Annotated in this window: 20 protein-coding genes; 12 read left to right on the top strand and 8 right to left on the bottom strand. The window is 70.9% G+C overall.

Going from position 1 to position 16,819, the window contains the following annotated elements; all coding sequences use genetic code 11:
* Nucleotides 1-25 precede the first annotated feature (25 nt).
* The 4 genes from ACWH49_RS10345 to mnmE are packed head-to-tail and all read left to right on the top strand — an operon-like array spanning nucleotide 26 to nucleotide 3,947.
* On the top strand, nucleotides 26-478 hold the full coding sequence (locus tag ACWH49_RS10345) for a ribonuclease P protein component (protein ID WP_082549374.1): 453 nt from the start codon (nucleotides 26-28) through the stop codon (nucleotides 476-478).
* Between the two features lie 37 nt (nucleotides 479-515).
* Nucleotides 516-776: a membrane protein insertion efficiency factor YidD gene (gene yidD, locus ACWH49_RS10340; RefSeq protein WP_056472150.1), complete on the top strand. Its 261-nt coding sequence runs from the start codon at nucleotides 516-518 to the stop codon at nucleotides 774-776.
* A complete protein-coding gene (gene yidC / locus ACWH49_RS10335; RefSeq protein WP_448171384.1) occupies nucleotides 773-2,545 on the top strand; it encodes a membrane protein insertase YidC in 1,773 nt (590 codons plus the stop codon). Before yidD ends, yidC begins: the two co-directional genes overlap by 4 nt.
* A 16-nt stretch (nucleotides 2,546-2,561) precedes the next feature.
* Entirely contained in the window at nucleotides 2,562-3,947 is a 1,386-nt protein-coding gene (mnmE, locus tag ACWH49_RS10330) for a tRNA uridine-5-carboxymethylaminomethyl(34) synthesis GTPase MnmE (protein ID WP_448171383.1), read from the top strand.
* 1 nt (nucleotide 3,948) lies between these two features.
* On the opposite strand, the gene ACWH49_RS10325 is transcribed toward mnmE, so the two are convergent.
* From ACWH49_RS10325 to modA, 5 genes are all read right to left on the bottom strand, one after another.
* Entirely contained in the window at nucleotides 3,949-4,146 is a 198-nt protein-coding gene (locus tag ACWH49_RS10325; protein WP_448171382.1) for a hypothetical protein, read from the bottom strand.
* Between the two features lie 97 nt (nucleotides 4,147-4,243).
* Complete coding sequence (locus tag ACWH49_RS10320; protein ID WP_448171381.1) at nucleotides 4,244-5,065, bottom strand: TOBE domain-containing protein; 822 nt, start codon at nucleotides 5,063-5,065, stop codon at nucleotides 4,244-4,246.
* Nucleotides 5,062-5,787: an ATP-binding cassette domain-containing protein gene (locus tag ACWH49_RS10315; RefSeq protein WP_448171380.1), complete on the bottom strand. Its 726-nt coding sequence runs from the start codon at nucleotides 5,785-5,787 to the stop codon at nucleotides 5,062-5,064. The genes ACWH49_RS10320 and ACWH49_RS10315 overlap by 4 nt, the downstream gene beginning before the upstream one ends.
* Nucleotides 5,784-6,461 carry a molybdate ABC transporter permease subunit gene (gene modB / locus ACWH49_RS10310; RefSeq protein ID WP_448171379.1) on the bottom strand — a complete coding sequence of 226 codons (678 nt, stop codon included), beginning with the start codon at nucleotides 6,459-6,461 and terminating at the stop codon, nucleotides 5,784-5,786. The genes ACWH49_RS10315 and modB overlap by 4 nt, the downstream gene beginning before the upstream one ends.
* A gap of 11 nt (nucleotides 6,462-6,472) precedes the next feature.
* Nucleotides 6,473-7,231: a molybdate ABC transporter substrate-binding protein gene (gene modA, locus ACWH49_RS10305; RefSeq protein ID WP_448171378.1), complete on the bottom strand. Its 759-nt coding sequence runs from the start codon at nucleotides 7,229-7,231 to the stop codon at nucleotides 6,473-6,475.
* A gap of 186 nt (nucleotides 7,232-7,417) precedes the next feature.
* Between modA and ACWH49_RS10300 the strand changes: the two genes are divergently transcribed.
* Nucleotides 7,418-7,888: a cyclic nucleotide-binding domain-containing protein gene (locus ACWH49_RS10300; protein ID WP_235580550.1), complete on the top strand. Its 471-nt coding sequence runs from the start codon at nucleotides 7,418-7,420 to the stop codon at nucleotides 7,886-7,888.
* Here ACWH49_RS10300 and ACWH49_RS10295 read toward each other — a convergent pair.
* Both ACWH49_RS10295 and ACWH49_RS10290 read right to left on the bottom strand, forming a co-directional pair.
* Entirely contained in the window at nucleotides 7,881-8,459 is a 579-nt protein-coding gene (locus ACWH49_RS10295; RefSeq protein ID WP_448171377.1) for a histidine phosphatase family protein, read from the bottom strand. The genes ACWH49_RS10300 and ACWH49_RS10295 overlap by 8 nt on opposite strands.
* A gap of 49 nt (nucleotides 8,460-8,508) precedes the next feature.
* A complete protein-coding gene (locus ACWH49_RS10290) occupies nucleotides 8,509-10,512 on the bottom strand; it encodes a cation:proton antiporter domain-containing protein (RefSeq protein ID WP_448171376.1) in 2,004 nt (667 codons plus the stop codon).
* A gap of 97 nt (nucleotides 10,513-10,609) precedes the next feature.
* On the opposite strand from ACWH49_RS10290, the gene ACWH49_RS10285 reads away from it, so the two are divergent.
* From ACWH49_RS10285 to ACWH49_RS10270, 4 genes are read left to right on the top strand one after another with little or no spacing between them, the layout of a single operon-like run.
* Nucleotides 10,610-11,617, top strand: coding sequence for a KpsF/GutQ family sugar-phosphate isomerase (locus tag ACWH49_RS10285; RefSeq protein ID WP_082549390.1), 1,008 nt, complete (start codon nucleotides 10,610-10,612; stop codon nucleotides 11,615-11,617).
* A 50-nt stretch (nucleotides 11,618-11,667) separates the two neighbouring features.
* Nucleotides 11,668-12,249, top strand: coding sequence for a KdsC family phosphatase (locus tag ACWH49_RS10280; protein WP_448174336.1), 582 nt, complete (start codon nucleotides 11,668-11,670; stop codon nucleotides 12,247-12,249).
* The gene (gene lptC, locus ACWH49_RS10275; protein ID WP_448171375.1) at nucleotides 12,246-12,893 is read left to right on the top strand and encodes an LPS export ABC transporter periplasmic protein LptC; all 648 of its coding nucleotides are present in this window, start codon (nucleotides 12,246-12,248) and stop codon (nucleotides 12,891-12,893) included. Before ACWH49_RS10280 ends, lptC begins: the two co-directional genes overlap by 4 nt.
* On the top strand, nucleotides 12,890-13,666 hold the full coding sequence (locus ACWH49_RS10270) for an SDR family oxidoreductase (RefSeq protein ID WP_448171374.1): 777 nt from the start codon (nucleotides 12,890-12,892) through the stop codon (nucleotides 13,664-13,666). The genes lptC and ACWH49_RS10270 overlap by 4 nt, the downstream gene beginning before the upstream one ends.
* A 71-nt stretch (nucleotides 13,667-13,737) precedes the next feature.
* Here the strand turns inward: ACWH49_RS10270 and ACWH49_RS10265 are convergent, their stop codons facing one another.
* Nucleotides 13,738-14,205 (bottom strand): RNA recognition motif domain-containing protein, encoded by a 468-nt coding sequence (locus ACWH49_RS10265; RefSeq protein ID WP_448171373.1) that lies wholly within the window; start codon nucleotides 14,203-14,205, stop codon nucleotides 13,738-13,740.
* Nucleotides 14,206-14,464: 259 nt separating this feature from the next.
* On the opposite strand from ACWH49_RS10265, the gene ACWH49_RS10260 reads away from it, so the two are divergent.
* From ACWH49_RS10260 to ACWH49_RS10250, 3 genes are read left to right on the top strand one after another with little or no spacing between them, the layout of a single operon-like run.
* Nucleotides 14,465-15,391: a hypothetical protein gene (locus ACWH49_RS10260; RefSeq protein WP_448171372.1), complete on the top strand. Its 927-nt coding sequence runs from the start codon at nucleotides 14,465-14,467 to the stop codon at nucleotides 15,389-15,391.
* Nucleotides 15,388-16,167 (top strand): helical backbone metal receptor, encoded by a 780-nt coding sequence (locus tag ACWH49_RS10255; protein ID WP_448171371.1) that lies wholly within the window; start codon nucleotides 15,388-15,390, stop codon nucleotides 16,165-16,167. The genes ACWH49_RS10260 and ACWH49_RS10255 overlap by 4 nt, the downstream gene beginning before the upstream one ends.
* 16 nt (nucleotides 16,168-16,183) lie before the next feature.
* Nucleotides 16,184-16,819: a MarC family protein gene (locus tag ACWH49_RS10250; protein ID WP_056471800.1), complete on the top strand. Its 636-nt coding sequence runs from the start codon at nucleotides 16,184-16,186 to the stop codon at nucleotides 16,817-16,819.

Genomic DNA, 16,819 nt, shown 5'->3' with positions numbered 1-16,819 from the left:
GCGCCTCGTCGAACCGCGCCAGTTCATGATCGCGCGCCTCGTGCGGTCGGCAGATTTCGAACGCGTGCTGCGCACGCGAACCCGGGTGAACAGCCAGCACTTCGCAGTGCACCACGTGGCTGAGCGTCCGAGCACGCCCTCCAGGCCGGCCGCCAAGGCGCTCCCGGGTGAGTTGTCAACAGGTGAGGTACGTATTGAACTTCCGCCTGTGGATGACTCGGTCTGGCTGGGCACCGTCGTGCCGAAGCGCCATGCCAAGCGGTCGGTCACGCGGAGCTTGCTGAAACGCCAGATCCGGCACGCCGTCACGGCCCATTCGGGAGCGCTTGCGGGCGGCCTCTGGGTCGTTCGCCTGCGGGCGCCGTTCGACCGTGCGCACTTCGTCAGCGCCGCGTCCGACGAACTGCGGCGCGTTGCGCGCGAGGAACTCGACAGCCTGATCGGCAGCGCCGCCCAACGCGTGGCCGCCGGCGCCTAGTCGCCGCGCGCGTGCCATGCTGAATGCGATCGCCCTCTTGCCGCAGCGCGCGCTGATGGCGCTGGTGCGCGGCTACCGGCTGGTGCTGAGCCCGTGGCTGGGCAGTTCATGCCGCTTCGAGCCGACCTGTTCCGCGTACTCGCTGCAAGCACTCGAAAGACACGGTGCGGCAGTGGGCACTTACATGACACTTCATCGGCTGGCGCGTTGCCACCCCTTCTGCGCCGGCGGCCATGACCCGGTGCCGGAGCGCGCGCCGGCCCTGTTCCCCACCTCGACCGACAAAGCCTCCCCATGACCGATATGCGCCGCACCCTGCTGTGGGTGGTGTTCTCGATGTCCCTGTTCCTGATCTACGACGCCTGGCAGAAGCACAACGGCCACCCGTCGTTCTTCAGCCCGGTGCCGGCCAAGGTCGCGGCGCCCGCGGCGTCGGCCGCCGGTGGTCTGCCCACCCCGACGGCCGCGAACCCGGCCACCGGTGCCGCGGCTGCCGCGCCTGGCGCACCGGCCGGCGCGGCGCCGACCGTGGCCGAGCGCACGACGATCACGACCGACGTCGTCAAGGCCACGCTCAGCGGCGCGGGCGGCACGCTGACCCGCGTCGAACTGCTGAAGTACCCGGATCACGTGCTGAAGGAGTGGTACGACCCGCTGCTCGAACTGTTCGGCAAGAAGGCCGCCGCGGCCGCGCCGAAGGACGTGGTGCTGCTGGACGAATCACCCGAGCGCCTGTACGTCGCCGAATCCGGCCTGATCCCCGCGGCGGGCGGCTCCGGCCTGCCGAACCACCACACCGTGATGACGCTGGTGCCGGGCGAGCGCACGCTGGCGGCCGGGCAGAACACCTTGCAGGTCAAGTTCGAATCGCCGGTCGTCGGCGGCGTCAAGCTGGTCAAGACCTACACCTTCAAGCGCGGCGACTACGTGATCGACGTGAAGAACGAGGTCGTCAACGAGTCGGGCGCCGCGGTCTCGCCGCGGCTGTACCTGCAACTGGTGCGCGACGGCGTGCCGCCGCCGGGCGAGTCGAGCGTCTACTCGACCTTCACCGGCCCGGCGGTCGATGACGGCAACAAGTTCCAGAAGGTCGACTTCAAGAGCATCGAGAAGCGCACCCCGGCGGACAAGCCCGACCACACCACCGAGTCGGACAGTGGCTGGGTCGCGATGGTCCAGCACTATTTCACCTCCGCCTGGCTGATCGACAAGGCCGATGGCAGCAAGCAGCCGCGCGAATACTTCACCGGCAAGACCGACATGACGAACCCGTCGACCGGCCAGAGCGCGCGGGTCTACTCGGTCGGCATGTTCGTGCCGCTCGGCGAGATCGCGCCCGGCGCGACCAAGGCGTTCGACGCCAAGCTGTTCGTCGGTCCGCAGGAAGAAGAGAAGCTCGCCAAGCTGGCGCCGCGGCTCGAGCTGGTCAAGGACTACGGCATCTTCAAGATCCTGGCCGAGCCGCTGTTCTGGCTGCTGACGCAGCTGCACAAGGTGATCGGCAACTGGGGCTGGTCGATCGTCGGCCTGGTCGTGCTGCTGAAGATCGCGTTCTACTGGCTCAACGCCAAGGCCTACGGCTCGATGGCCAAGATGAAGGCGATCAACCCGAAGATCACCGCGATGCGCGAGCGGCTCAAGGACAAGCCGCAGGAGATGCAGCAGGAGATGATGCGCATCTACCGCGAGGAGAAGATCAACCCGCTCGGCGGCTGCCTGCCGATCTTCGTGCAGATGCCGTTCTTCATCTCGCTGTACTGGGTGCTGCTGTCGACGGTGGAGATGCGCGGCGCGCCGTGGATCGGCTGGATCACCGACCTCTCGGCCAAGGACCCGTACTTCATCCTGCCGATCCTGATGACGCTGACCAGCCTGCTGCAGACCTGGCTGAACCCGACGCCACCCGATCCGGTGCAGGCCAAGATGATGTGGTTCATGCCGCTGATCTTCTCGGTGATGTTCTTCGTGTTCCCGTCCGGCCTGGTGCTGTACTGGCTGACCAACAACATCCTGTCGATCGCGCAGCAGTACGTGATCAACAAGCGGCTGGGCGTGCTCGGCAAGTAGACGCGCCGTCGCCGCGATGCTGCCGCGCCACCACGAGCCGATCGTCGCCGTCGCGACGGCGAGCGGGCGCGGCGCGGTCGGCATCGTGCGGGTCTCGGGGCCCGACCTCGGCGCCTTCATCGGCGCGCTGCTCGGTCGCCCGCTGCTGCCGCGCCACGCGACCTACCTGCCGTTCACCGACGCGAGCGGCGCGCCGATCGATCGCGGGCTCGCGATCCACTTCCCGGCGCCGCACTCGTACACCGGCGAAGACGTGCTCGAACTGCAGGCCCACGGCGGCCCGGTCGTGCTGCAGCTGCTGCTCGCGCGCTGCTTCGAACTGGCCGCGACGAACCTGCCGGGCCTGCGTCTGGCGGAGCCCGGCGAGTTCACCGAACGCGCCTTCCTCAACGACAAGCTCGACCTCGCGCAGGCCGAGGCCGTCGCCGACCTGATCGAAGCCAGCACCGAGGCGGCCGCGCGCTCGGCCGGGCGCTCGCTGACCGGCGCGTTCTCGGCCGAGATCAACGCGCTGCGCGATCGGCTGATCGAGTTGCGCATGCTGGTCGAGGCCACGCTCGACTTCCCCGAAGAGGAGATCGACTTCCTCGAGAAGGCCAATGCGCGCGGCCGGCTGCAGGCGATCGCCGCGCAGGTCGACGCGGTCCTCGACCGCGCGCGCCAGGGCGCGCTGCTGCGCGAGGGCATCACGGTCGTGCTGGCGGGGCAGCCGAATGTCGGCAAGAGCTCGCTGCTCAACGCGCTGGCGGGTGCGGAGCTGGCGATCGTCACGCCGATCGCCGGCACCACGCGCGACAAGGTCAGCAGCACGATCCAGATCGAGGGCGTGCCGGTTCATGTGATCGACACCGCCGGGTTGCGCGACTCGACCGACGAGGTCGAGCAGATCGGCGTCGCACGCAGCTGGAGCGAGATCGAACGCGCCGACGCCGTGCTGCTGCTGCACGACCTCACGCGCGTCGGCGAGCCCGCCTACGAAGCCGGCGAGGCCCATATCGCCGCACGGCTGCCGGCGGCGCTGCGCGCCAGCGACCGGCTGCTGCACGTCTTCAACAAGGCCGACGCCGTGCCGGCGGGGGAAGCCGGGGCGAGCGGCCTGACGGTGTCGGCCCGCACCGGCGCCGGCATCGGCGCGCTGCGCACGACGCTGCTCGAACTGGCGGGCTGGCACGCCCAGCCCGAGGGCCTGTTCATCGCCCGAACCCGCCACGTGCAGGCGCTGCGCGAGACGCGCGAGCACCTGGCATCGGCGTTGGCGCAGGCGGCGCGCGCCGACGCGGCGCTCGATCTGCTCGCCGAGGAACTGCGCCTGGCGCACGACGCGCTCGGCGCCATCACTGGCGCGTTCACGCCGGATGACTTGCTCGGCGAAATCTTCAGCCGCTTCTGTATCGGCAAGTAGTTCAGACCAGCGGCTTTTCCTCGGTCGGCACTGGCGCGGCTTCGTCCGGCACCTTCGCGACATCGGAGGCGTGGTGCTCCATGTGCGTCTTCTTGCCCGGCTGCGGGGTCTTGTCGGCGCCGGGCGCGATCGCCTCGCCCTGATGCTTCTTTTCCTGCTGGACTTTCTTGTCGTGGGCGATGTTGCGCGGGTCGGTCATGGGATGCTTTCGTGGAGTGAGTCCGCATCTTCCCTGCCCCCAGGTGCCCTGCGGGTAGGACAAGCCGACGTTGACGCCCGGCCGAGGCGACGCCTGCTCAGGCGGCGACGCCCAGGATCACGCTCGACGCCTTGAACACCGCCGTCGCCGCGGCCCCGATCTTCAGCCCCAGCGCGTCCGCACTGGTGTTCGTGACGACCGCGGCCACGCTGCCGCCGCCGGGCAGCGTCAGCACCACCTCGGTGTTGACGGCGCCCGGCAGCACGCGGGTCACGGTCCCGGCGAGCTGGTTGCGCGCGGACAGGCGCACGTCGCCGGCGTCGGTCATCAGCAGGATGGACGAGGCCTTCACGAGCGCGAACGCCTTCGCGCCGACCTCGAGCCCGAGCTCGGTGCGGCTCTCGCGCGTGACGGTCGCGATGATGTTCAGCCGGCCGATCACCTGCAGCTCGATCTCGTCGTTGATCGCGCCGCTGCGCACGGCACGCACAACGCCGGCGAACTGGTTGCGGGCACTGGTCTTCATCGCCATGCTCTCCATCAGCGCGTAGTCGTCGGTCAGGCCGCGCGCCTGGCGGTTCAGGCGCGCGACGAAGCGGGCGTGCTCGTCGCGCACCAGTTCGAAGTTGCGCACCAGCTTCTCGCCGCGCGGCGTCAGGCGCGTGAAGCCACCGCCCTTGCCGCCGGCCGCGCGTTCGAGCAGCGGCTCGCCCGCCAGGTTGCTCATGTCCTCGATCGCGTTCCAGGCGCCCTTGTAGCTCAGGCCGACGACCTTCGCGGCCTGCGTGATCGAGCCGACCCGCGCGATCTCGGCCAGCAGCGCGACGCGCCGCGCCCCGGCCAGGTTCTGGCCGCCGAGGTCGAGCCAGAGGTCGGCCCCGACCGTCAGCGCCGGCGCGGCGGACCGGGCGCGGCTCATGGCACAGGCCCGCGCGCCGCACGCGGCGGCACGAGCCGCTCGACGGCCGCGGGGGCGTCGGCGATGCGGCCGTCGCGGAGGTACAGCGCCGCGTCGCCGAACCACCCGAGATCGTCCGGGTCGTGCGTGATCATCAGCACCGGGATGTCGATGCGCCGCAGCAGCGTGTCGAGCTCGGCGCGAAGGCGGTCGCGCAGCGCCGGATCGAGCGCGGAGAGCGGTTCGTCGAGCAGCAGCGCGCGCGGCGAATGCACCAGCGCCCGCGCCAGCGCGGTGCGCTGGCGCTGGCCGCCGGAGAGTTCATCGGGCCGCTGGGCTGCGACCTCGGTCAGTTCGAACGCCCGCAGCGAGCGTTCGACCGCCGCGTCGTCGTCGCCCCGCGCCGGCGGGTTGCGCCAGCCACGCTTGAGGCCGAACGCGATGTTCTGGCGCACGTTCAGGTGCGGGAACAGCGCGTAGTCCTGAAACAGGTAGCCGAAGCCGCGTTCGCGCGCCGGCCGGTCGATGCCGGCGTCGGCATCGAACAGCGCCGCGCCGTCGAACGCGATGCGGCCGCGATCGGGCGTGACCAGCCCGGCGATCGCCTGCAGCGTCAGCGTCTTGCCGGCACCGGACGGCCCGAAGATCACCGTGCGTCGCACGGTCGTGTCGAAGCGCACGCGCAGCTCGAAGCTGCGACGCGCGCTGCGCACGGTCTTGACGATGTCGACCTGGAAGCTCATCGCGCTGCGGCCGTCCGGCGCGGTGCGAGACGCCCGGCGGCGAGCAGCACCACGATGCAGGTCACCGAGGTGATCGCGACCAGCAGGTTGGCCGTGTCGTCCTGCCCCGCCTGCACCGCCTCGTACACCGCGACCGACAGCGTCTGCGTGCGGCCCGGAATGCTGCCGGCGACCATCAGCGTGGCGCCGAACTCGCCGAGCGAGCGTGCGAACACCAGCAGCGTGCCGGCCAGGATACCCGGCCACGCCAGCGGCAGCGTGACGCGGCAGAACAGCGCCCACTCGCCGAGGCCCAGCACGCGCGCCGCGTTCTCCAGCTGCGGATCGACCGCCTCGAACGCGGTCCGCGCCGCCTTCAACACCAGCGGGAACGCGACGATCGTCGCGGCGATCACCGCGCCCTGCCACGTGAAGATCAGGTGGATGCCGAGGTGCTGTTCCAGCCAGCCACCGAGCCAGCCGCGCCGGCCGATCACGACCAGCAGGTAGTAGCCCAGCACGGTCGGCGGCAGTACCAGCGGCAGCGTCAGCACCGCATCGACGAACTCGCGACCGGGGAAGCGGCGTCGCGCCAGCAGCCAGCCTGCCGCGACGCCCAGCACCAGGTTGATGGCCGTCGCCCACGCGGCGACCTTGAGCGTGAGCGCGAGCGTGATCCAGATCGGGGTGTCCATGCGGTGCGTGCTCAGGGCCGGCTGAAGCCGTGGCGCGCCAGCACCGCCTGCGCCGTGGGCGTCGCGAGGAAGGCGAGGAACGCGCGCGCCGCCGCCGGGTTCGGCCCGCCGGCGACCACGGCGACGGGATACGTGATCGCCGTCCCGGTCGGCACCGTGGCCACGACCTTCACCTTGTCCTTCAGCACCGCCGCGTCGGTCGCGTAGACGAAGCCGGCCTCGACTTCGCCGCGCGCGACATAGTCGAGCGCTTGGCGCACGCTCTGCGCCAGCACGGCCTTGGGTTCGACGACGGGCCACAACGCCGAGGCTTCGAGCGCACCGCGGGCATAGCGGCCCGCCGGCACGCTGGCCGGGTTGCCGATCGCGACGCGCCGGACCGCGGCCTGCGCCAGATCGGCTGGCGCCTTCAGGCCGAGCGCGCCATCGGTCGGCGCGATCATCACCAGCGTGTTGCCGACGAAGTTGCGGCGCGTGCCCGGCACGAGCAGCCGTTGCCGGTCCGCGCGGTCCATCGCGTCCTGGTCGGCCGACGCGAACACGTCGACCGGCGCACCCTTCGCGATCTGCGCAAGCAGCGCATCCGACGCCGCGAAGTTGAAGACGACGGCGGTGCCCGCGTGCTGCGCCTCGAACGCCGGCCCGAGTTCGCGGAACGCGTTGGTCAGGCTGGCGGCGGCCGAGACGGTGAGGTCGGCGGCGTGCGACACCAGCGCCAGCGGCAGCGCCACGGCAGCGAGCAGAAGCCGGACAACGAAGCGGGTGTGCATGGGACCGAAATATAACGGAGTACATAACGGTTGTTGAGGGTGCGGGCGAGCAGGACAGACGGGCCAATCCCGCGGACAGGGGGCGGCCCCCCACGCTTGCAGGCACGCGCGACGCCCATGCGCGCGCCCATAATCGCGGAGCACGAGCGTCGCATGCATGCCGTCGCCGTCGTTGGGAGGTACCTCATGATGGAAATCGACGAACTGGTCCAGGCAATCCAGACCCTCAACGCGGAGGACGCGTTCCGAGCACGCCTGAGCCTCGAGCAGTGGCGCAGCATCGCGCCGTACCTGACGCGCCACGAGATCCGCGCCGGTGACCTGCTGATCAAGCAGGGCGACGCCGACCGCTCGATGTACTTCCTCGCGCAGGGCAGCCTGCAGATCTTCGTGACCGGCGGCCCGCCGGGCAGCAACCGCATCGCGATCCTGCGCACCGGCTCGGTCGTCGGCGAGCCCGGGCTGTTCGGCGACAGCCCGCGGATGGCCAACGTCGAGGCGATGACGCCGTGCGTGGTCTACGCGCTGCGCGTGCCGCGCCTTGAGGAACTCGCCCAGCGCCTGCCCGCCCTCGCGCTCGAACTGTTGCGCGCCGCTGGCGGCGTGATGGCGACGCGGATGCGCGCCAACCTCGCGAAGCAGACGCCGTTCAGCTGACCGCGAACGCGCCGAGCACGCGCACCGGCGCGTCGGGCCGGCCTTCGATCACGCATCCGGCGCCCATGTCGGCGAACTGGCCGGTCAGTGCGGTGATGTTGACCTGGTGCGTCACCCAGACCTCGAACCGCCCGGCCGGGATCGTCGCCGCGGCGGTGGCGAGCGCCGCGGTCTGGCGCTGGCGCGCCGCGTCGTCGCCGAAGAACGAGTTCAGTGCCGGCCACGGCTCGACCTTGCCGAACGCGAGGCGGGCGGTGTCGACGCAGCGGCACCACGCGCTGCTGCGCACCCGCGCCGGCACGAGCCCGTGCGTGCGCGCCCACGCGCCGATGCGCTGCGCGAGCTGACGGCCCGGGTCGCTGAGGTTGCGCTGCGTGCTGCAGTCGTCGAGCCGGAAGCCCGGCGGGTCGCCGACGCCTGGGTCGGTCGTCGCGTGCCGCAGCAGCAGGATGACGCCGCCCGCGCGCAGGCGCTCGACCAGGGCATCGGCGGGCGCGGCGATCGTCGTACGAACAAGCGCCGGGCCGACCAGCGGCGCGGCGGCGAGGCGAAGGAGGTCACGTCGTTGCATCGCGCGCATGCTGCCGGAACGCGGCAACCTTGCGACGGACAGGGTCGCGCTACTTCTTGCCGAGCAGCCGCCCTTCGGCGAGCGCCAGCGCCTCCGGCTTGCCGGCCAGCACCAGCGTGTCGCCGGCCGCCAGCACCATCGACTCGTCCGGCTTGACGACCGCGCCGCTCGCGCGCCGCACCGACGCGACCGACACGCCGACCGCGTGCAACGCCTGTGCCGCGAGCGTCTGGCCGAGGTGGCTGCCGGCGGCCGGCAGCGTGACGCTGAGCAGCCGCGCGGTCTTCATTTCGTCGACGGTGTCGTCGTCGGCGCCGTGGAAGTAGCCGCGCAGCAGGCCGTAGCGCGCGTCGCGCTGGTCCTGCACGACGCGGATCACGCGCCGCATCGGCACGCCGACCAGCGCCAGCGCGTGGCTCGCGAGCATCAGCGAGCCCTCGATCGCCTCGGGCACGACCTCGGTCGCGCCGGCGGCCTGCAGGCGTTCGATGTCGGTGTCGTCGATCGTGCGCACGATCACCGGCACCTTCGGTGCGTGCTCCTGCACCAGCCGCAGGATCTTCAGCGCCGACGCGGTGTCGGCATAGCTGACGACGACTGCGCTGGCGCGTGCCAGGCCGGCCGCCATCAGGCTCTGCAGCCGCGCCGCGTCGCCGAACACCACGCTCTGGCCGGCGGCGGCGGCCTGGCGCACGCGGTCGGGGTCGAGGTCGAGCGCCATGTACGGGATCTTCTCGCCGTCGAGCAGGCGCGCCAGGTTCTGGCCGCTGCGGCCGTAGCCGGCGATGATGATGTGGGCCTCGGCGTTGATCGAGCGCTTCGCGATCGTCGTCATCGCGACCGACTGCATCAGCCAGTCGTTCGCCGACAGCCGCATCACGATGCGGTTGCTGTACATGATCAGGAATGGCGTCGCCAGCATCGACAGCACCATGCTGGCCAGCACCGGGCTCTGCAAATTGGGCGGCAGCAGCCCGCCGTCGGTGGCGAGCGCGAGCAGCACGAAGCCGAACTCGCCCGCCTGCGCCAGGTACAGGCCGGTGCGCAGCGCCACGCCGGGTGCGGCGCCGAACAGGCGCGCCAGCAGCGTCACCAGCACGAACTTGAAGACCACCGGCGCCACCGTCATCGCCAGCACCAGCGGCCATTGCCGCCACACGGCCTCGGCGTCGAGCTTCATGCCGATCGTGATGAAGAACAGGCCGAGCAGCACGTCGTGGAACGGCCGGATGTCGGTCTCGACCTGGTGCTTGTACTCGGTCTCGGCGATCAGCATGCCGGCCACGAACGCGCCGAGCGCGAGCGACAGCCCGGCATGCTCGGTCAGGTAGGCCAGCGCCAGCGTCACCAGCAGCAGGTTCAGCACGAACAGCTCTTCGCTCTTCAGGCGCGCGACGATCGTCAGCCACCAGCGCATCACGCGCTGGCCGCCCACCAGCAGCACGGTCAGCAGCGCGGCCGCCTTCAGCCCGGCGATCGCCAGCGCCTCGAGCAACTGGGCCGGCGGCGAGCCCAGCGCCGGGATCAGCACCAGCAGCGGCACCACGGCCAGGTCCTGGAACAGCAGCACGCCCATCACGCGGCGGCCGTGCTCGCTCTCGAGCTCGAGCCGCTCCGCCATGAGCTTGACGACGATCGCGGTGCTGCTCATGGCGAGCGCGCCACCGAGCGCGACCGAGCTCTGCCAGTTCAGCCCCCACGCGCGCCCTGTCATCGCGAAGCCCCAGCCGAGCAGCAGGTTGCCGGCTACCGCGGCGACGATCGTCAGCGCGACCTGGCTCAGGCCGAGCCCGAACACCAGCTTGCGCATGCTCTTCAGCTTCGGCAGGTTGAATTCCAGCCCGATCACGAACATCAGGAACACGACGCCGAACTCGGCCAGGTAGCTGACCCGCGCGGTGTCCTTCGCCAGCGCCGTGGCGTTCGGGCCGATCAGCACGCCGACCGCCAGGTAGCCCAGCATCGGGGGCAGCTTGGCCATGCGGCACACGACCACGCCCGCGACCGCGGCCACGAGGTAGAGCAGCACCAGACCGAGCGGGGAAGAGATCATCGTCGAGGGGATTGCAAGCGGCGTGCCCCGGGCGGTCGGCGCGCGCAGGCAGGGTCATAGAATCGACCGATCCTACTGGACCCCCCGCCGGGCTCCTATCCGTACAGTGCCTGCCCAAGCCTCATTTCCCGACTTCGACGCGGACCGCGCGCTGCAACTCGCGCGCGAGACCTTCGACATCGCCGCGCAGGCGCTGCTCGCGCTGAAGGCGCGCCAGGGCGAGGGCTTCACGCGAACCTGCCGCGCGATGCTCGAGTGCCGCGGCCGCGTGGTCGTGATGGGCATGGGCAAGAGCGGCCATGTCGGCCGCAAGATCGCCGCGACGCTCGCGTCCACCGGCACGCCCGCGCTGTTTGTGCACCCCGGCGAGGCCAGCCATGGCGACCTCGGCATGGTCGCGCCCGGCGACGTGGTGCTCGCGATTTCCAACTCCGGCGAGAGCGACGAGCTCGGCGCGATCATCCCGGCCCTGAAGCGCCTGGGCGTCACGCTGGTCGCCATGACCGGCCGGCCCGACTCCACGCTCGCCACCGCCGCGGACATCACGATCAGCAGTGCCGTCGACCAGGAGGCCTGCCCGCTCAACCTCGCACCCACCACCAGCACCACCGCGCAGATGGCCCTCGGCGACGCGCTGGCGGTCGCGCTGCTCGACGCGCGCGGCTTCCGCGAGGAAGACTTCGCGCGCTCGCACCCGGGCGGCAGCCTCGGCCGCAAGCTGCTGATGCATGTGCGCGACCTGATGCGCAGCGGCGCCGACGTGCCGCGCGTGACGCCCGAGACGGCATTCACGGAGATGCTGCGCGAGATGACCGGCAAGGGGCTGGGCTTCACCGCCGTAGCCGACGCCGACGGCGCCGTGCTCGGCATCTTCACCGACGGCGACCTGCGCCGCCTTATCGAGCGCGGCGCCGACCTGCGCGCGCTGCGGGCCGCCGACGTGATGCATCCATCGCCCAAGCTGATCCACGCCGACGCGCTCGCGGTCGAGGCCGCCGACCTGATGGAGCTGCACCGGATCACCAGCGTGCTGGTCGTCGACGCCGCCGGCCGGCTCGCCGGCGCGCTGAATTCGAACGACCTGATGAGAGCGAAGGTCATCTGACGATGACGGGCGAAGGTCATCCGACGATGCCGGGCGAAGGTCATCCGACGATGCCGACGGCGCTGACCCCGGCGCTCGCGCTGCCGCCCGAGCTGCTGCTGAAGGCGCAGGGCATCCGCTGGGCGATCTTCGATGTCGACGGCGTGCTGACCGACGGCCGCCTCTACATCGGCGAGCACGGCGAGGCCGTGAAGGCGTTCTCGACGCTCGACGGCCACGGCCTCAAGCTGCTCGCGAAATACGGCATCGTGCCGGTCGTGATCACGGGCCGCGATTCGCCGGCGGTGCGGCGCCGGGTCGCGGACCTCGGCATCGCCCACGCGGTCTACGGCGCCGCCGACAAGCTCGCCGCCGCGTATGCGCTGATGGCGCAGCTCGGCCTCGGCTGGGACACGCTGGCCGCGATGGGCGACGACTGGCCCGACCTGCCGCTGCTGACCCGCGCCGCGTTCGCATGCGCGCCGGCCAACGCCCACCTCGAGGTGAAGGCGATCGCGCACCACGTGACCACGGCCCGCGGCGGCCACGGCGCCGCACGCGAGTGCTGCGACCTGCTGCTGACGGCCGCCGGCCGCTACGCCGACGCGCTGCGCGACCACCTCGTCACGCTCGACGGCGGCACCGCGCCGTGAACGCCATCGCCACCCCGCCGCCCGCGCCCTGGCAGCGGCGCGCATCGTGGTACCTGCGCGTGATCGACGCGGCCTCGACCTACCTGCCGCTGCTGCTGATGGCGGTGCTCGCGCTCGGCACCTGGTGGCTGGTGAAGAACACGCCGCTGTTCGAGAACGACCGCGTCATTGCGCCGCCGCGCCACGAACCCGACTACACGATGACCCAGTTCCTGGTCCAGCGCTTCGGCGCCAACGGCGCGATGCGGGTGCAGATCGAGGGCGACCTGATGCGCCACTACCCCGACACCGACACCATCGAGATCGACAACCCGCGCATCCGCGCGATCGGCGACGACGGCCGCGTCACGCTCGCGAGCGCGCGCCAGGCGCTGTCCAACCGCGACGGCAGCGAGGTGCAGCTGACCGGTGGCGCGCACGTGGTGCGCGAGGCCACGGCGAAGGACGCGGCGATCGACTTCCGCGGCGAGTTCCTCCACTATTTCCAGTACACCGAGCGCGTGCGCTCCCACCTGCCGATCGTCGTGACGCGCGGCAGCTCCGAGGTCCGTGCCGATGCGATGGAATACGACAACCTGTCCGGGCTGCTCAGCCTCAAGGGCCACGTGCGTGGCGTGCTGATGCCGCCGGGAGCCAGGAAGTGAGCGCGCCGCTCGTCTTCATCACCGGCGCGTCCAGCGGCATCGGGCAGGCGCTGGCGCTGCGCTTCCATCGCGCCGGCTACCGGCTCGCCCTGGTCGCCCGCCGCGCGGCGGAGCTGCAGGGCTGGGTCGACGCGCAGGGCATCGCCGCCGACCGCGCCACCGTCTACGCAGCCGACGTGCGTCAGGTCGATTCGATCGTCGGCGCCGGCCACGCCTGCATCGCGGCCCAGGGTGTGCCGAACGTCGTGATCGCCGCCGCGGGCATCAGCATCGGGTTCGACACCGCCGAGTTCGCCGACCTGGAGGTGATGCGCACCGTGTTCGAGACCAACAACCTCGGCACCGCGGCCACGTTCCACCCGTTCGTCGGGCCGATGACGGCGCGCCGCAGCGGCACGCTGGTGGGCGTGGCGAGCGTGTCGGGCATCCGCGGCCTGCCCGGCCATGGCGCCTACAGCGCCAGCAAGGCTGCCGTCATCAGCTTTTGCGAGAGCCTGCGGGTCGAGCTGGCCGGACAAGGCGTCAAGGTGGTCACGATCGTGCCGGGCTACATCGACACGCCGCTGACCCGCGGCAACGCATACGGCATGCCGTTCCTGATGCCGGTCGAGGCGTTCGCCGATCGGGCCTTCCGCACCATCGATGCCGGCACGAGTTACCGCGTGATTCCATGGCAAATGGGTCTTGTCGCGAAAATGCTGCGGCTGCTGCCGAACGCGCTGTACGACAAGGTCGTCAGCGGCCGTGGCCGCAAGGCCCGCCAGACCCGCTGAGCGCGGCGCGCGCCCATGAAAAAAGCGGTGGGCTTTCGCGCCACCGCTTTCAGAGTCGATCCGGTTTCGGCTCAGTAGCCGCCGCGGCCACCGCCGCCGCCGCCACCCGAACGGCTGCCGCCGCCGCCGCCGTAGCCGCCGCCACCGCCGGAGCGGCCACCGCCACCGCCGCCGTAGCCGCCACCACCGCCGCCGCCGAAGCCGCCGCCGCCACCGCCCGAACGGCCACCGCCGCCGAAGCCGCCACCGCCGCCACCCGGACGCCCGCCGCCGAAGCCGCCCGGACGCTCTTCGCGCGGACGGGCCTCGTTGACGACGATCGCACGGCCGTCGAGGGCCTGGCCGTTCATGCCGTTGATGGCCGACTGCGCTTCCGCATCCGAACCCATCTCGACGAAACCGAAGCCCTTGGAGCGACCGGTGTCGCGATCCATCATGACCTTGGCCGACGAGACGCTGCCGTACTGCGCGAACGCTTGCTGCAGATCCTCGTCACGGATGTTGTAGGAGAGATTACCGACGTAGAGTTTGTTGCCCATGGGAGAGCCCCTTTCCATTTCCTGAAGACCATGTGGAGCTTCTACCCATCGTGAACCATTCAAGCGAAGGCGCTGCTTCCATACACAGATTTGTGAATATAAGTGAATTGCACGAAACCGCGCAGGAACCGCTTGAATAAAGTGTTGTTTTCGGGCAAGCAAGTATCAACCCGAATATCAACCCGTTCACAGCCGACCCTTCACAGGGCCACCGCTATGATCCGGCTCGCCTGTTGGTCCCCCTGAACGAGCCTTCCCGATGCCCGAGCGCGACCCGTTGAGCGCCCTCAGCCTGGTGCTACGCAGCGTCGACGCGCTGCGCAATGCCCGCGCGCTGTTCGTGCTGCTCGGCACGTTCGCGATCGCCGGCATCCTGGTCGCGATGGCCGAAGCGTCGCTGGCGCGCGACGCCGGCTGGTGGGGCCCGGTGCAGGCCGGGGCCGCGCTGTTCGTCGCGTTCTACGGCGGCAACGCGGCCGGCATCCTGGTGATGGACGACGCCCGGGGACGCCCGGTGCGCGAGGTGCCCGAAGCGTTGCGCGCCTCGCTGGCCCGCGCGCACCGGCTGCTGCTGGTGCTGGCCTTGTGGATCGTCGCCTACGGGGTCGTCGCCGCAGGCGTCTGGGTCCTGTTCTGGCTCAGCCGGGCGGCCGTGACCGGGGCGGTCGTCGGCCCGCTGCTGTTCGGGCTGGCCGTGCCGGTCGGCGTGGTCGTCTCGGGTCTGGCGGCGGTCACGGCGATGGCCGTCGTCGTGCCGTTGTCGGCGCCCGCGGTCTGGTCCGGTGCCGGCGTGGGCCGGGTCGTCGCCGGCCTGGTCCGCGTGATGCGTCGGCGGCTGCCGATCGCGGCGCTGCTGGCGGCCGTCGTCAGCCTGTTGACCGCGGCGATGGGCGCGCTGGTCACCTCGGTGGTGATGATCGGCGGCCGGGTCGTGGCCGAACTGGGCGTGCGCGTGGTCGGCGTCGACGTGCCGGCGCAGCAGCTGACGGCCGGGCTGTTCGGCTACGGCCTGCGCAGCCTGGGGGCGGCAGGCGCGCCGACCGGCTCGACCGGCCACGCGGCGGCGGCCCTGGTCGGCGGCGGCGTCGTGTTCGCGATCGCGCTGCTGCTGCCGGGCCTCGTCTACCTGCGCGGCACCTGTGCGGCCTACTTGGCCTTGATCGACGACGATCCCGTGGCGCCATGACGGTGCGGATCGCCAGCCTGGTGCCGAGCCTGACGGAACTGGTCGTGGCACTCGGGCTCGGCGACGTGCTCGTGGCGCGTACCGGCTTCTGCATCCATCCGGCGCAGGTGCTGCGCACGGTGCCCAAGGTCGGCGGCACCAAGGACGTCAACCTCGCGAAGCTCGAACGTCTGGCGCCGACCCACGTGCTGGTCAACGTCGACGAGAACCGTCGCGAGACGGTCGACGCGCTCGCCACCTGGGCGCAGCCGCCGCAGGTCATCGTGACGCACCCGCTCGATCCCGAGGACAACCTCGCGCTGATCGATCAACTGGTCGCGCATTTCGGCGCGCTGCCCGGGGTGCACGAGCGCGCCGCCGCGCTGACCGGCACGCTGGCCGCCGAGCTCGCGCAGACTCGCCCCGAAGGCCGCGCACCACAGCGCGTGCTCTACCTGATCTGGCGCGAGCCGTGGATGACGGTCGCGCGCGACACCTACATCGCCCGCATGCTCGCCCGCGTCGGCTGGCACACGCTCCCCGCCGTCACCGGTGGCGCGTCCGGCGCCGCCCGCTACCCGGCCTTGCGCGGCGACGAGCCCTGGCTCGCCGACGTGGAACACGTGTTGCTCAGCTCCGAACCGTACCGCTTCGACGCCTCGCACCTGGCCGAAGCGCAGCGCCTGTGCCCGAACGCGCACGCGCGCCTCGTCGACGGGGAAATGCTGAGCTGGTACGGGCCCCGCGCGGTGCCGGGCCTGCGCTACCTGCGTGCCCTGGCCGACGCGGTGGCCTGACGAGACACAATTCGACATGGACATCTACAAGCCGCTGATCGCGTTGCTCGCCATCGTGAACCCGATCGGGGTGATTCCGTTCTTCATCCATTTCACCCACGGCTTCACCCGCGAGCAGCGCCACAACACCGCCCGGGTCGCCGGGATCGCGGCCTTCTGCGTGATCGCCGTCAGTGCCCTTGCGGGGCTGCGGATCATCGAGATGTTCGGCATCTCGCTCGCGTCGTTCCAGGTCGGCGGCGGGCTGCTGCTGCTGATGTCGGCGATCCAGATGTTGAATGCGCAACCTGCCGAGAGCCGCAAGGAAGACCTCGACCAGGGCGGCGACAAGGCCGAGACCGGCGCCAGCATCGCGATCGTGCCGCTGACCATCCCGCTGCTGACCGGGCCGGCGTCGATCTCGACGATGATCATCTACGCCGACAAGACGCGCCACTGGTGGCAGCTCGCGGTGCTGGTCGGCTACGGCGTCGTGATCGGGCTGGTGGTGTGGATCGCGTTCCGCCTGTCGGGCACGATCGCCAAGGCGCTCGGCCAGACCGGCATCAACGTGATGACGCGTCTGATGGGCCTGCTGCTCGCCGCGCTCGCGGTGGAGGTGATGTCCGACGGGCTGATCAAGCTGTTCCCGGCCTTGTCCGGCCTCAAATAG

Source organism: Rhizobacter fulvus (assembly GCF_964020785.1).
Note: the sequence above shows the minus strand (reverse complement) of the source record. Positions and strands in the feature narration are given on the sequence as shown.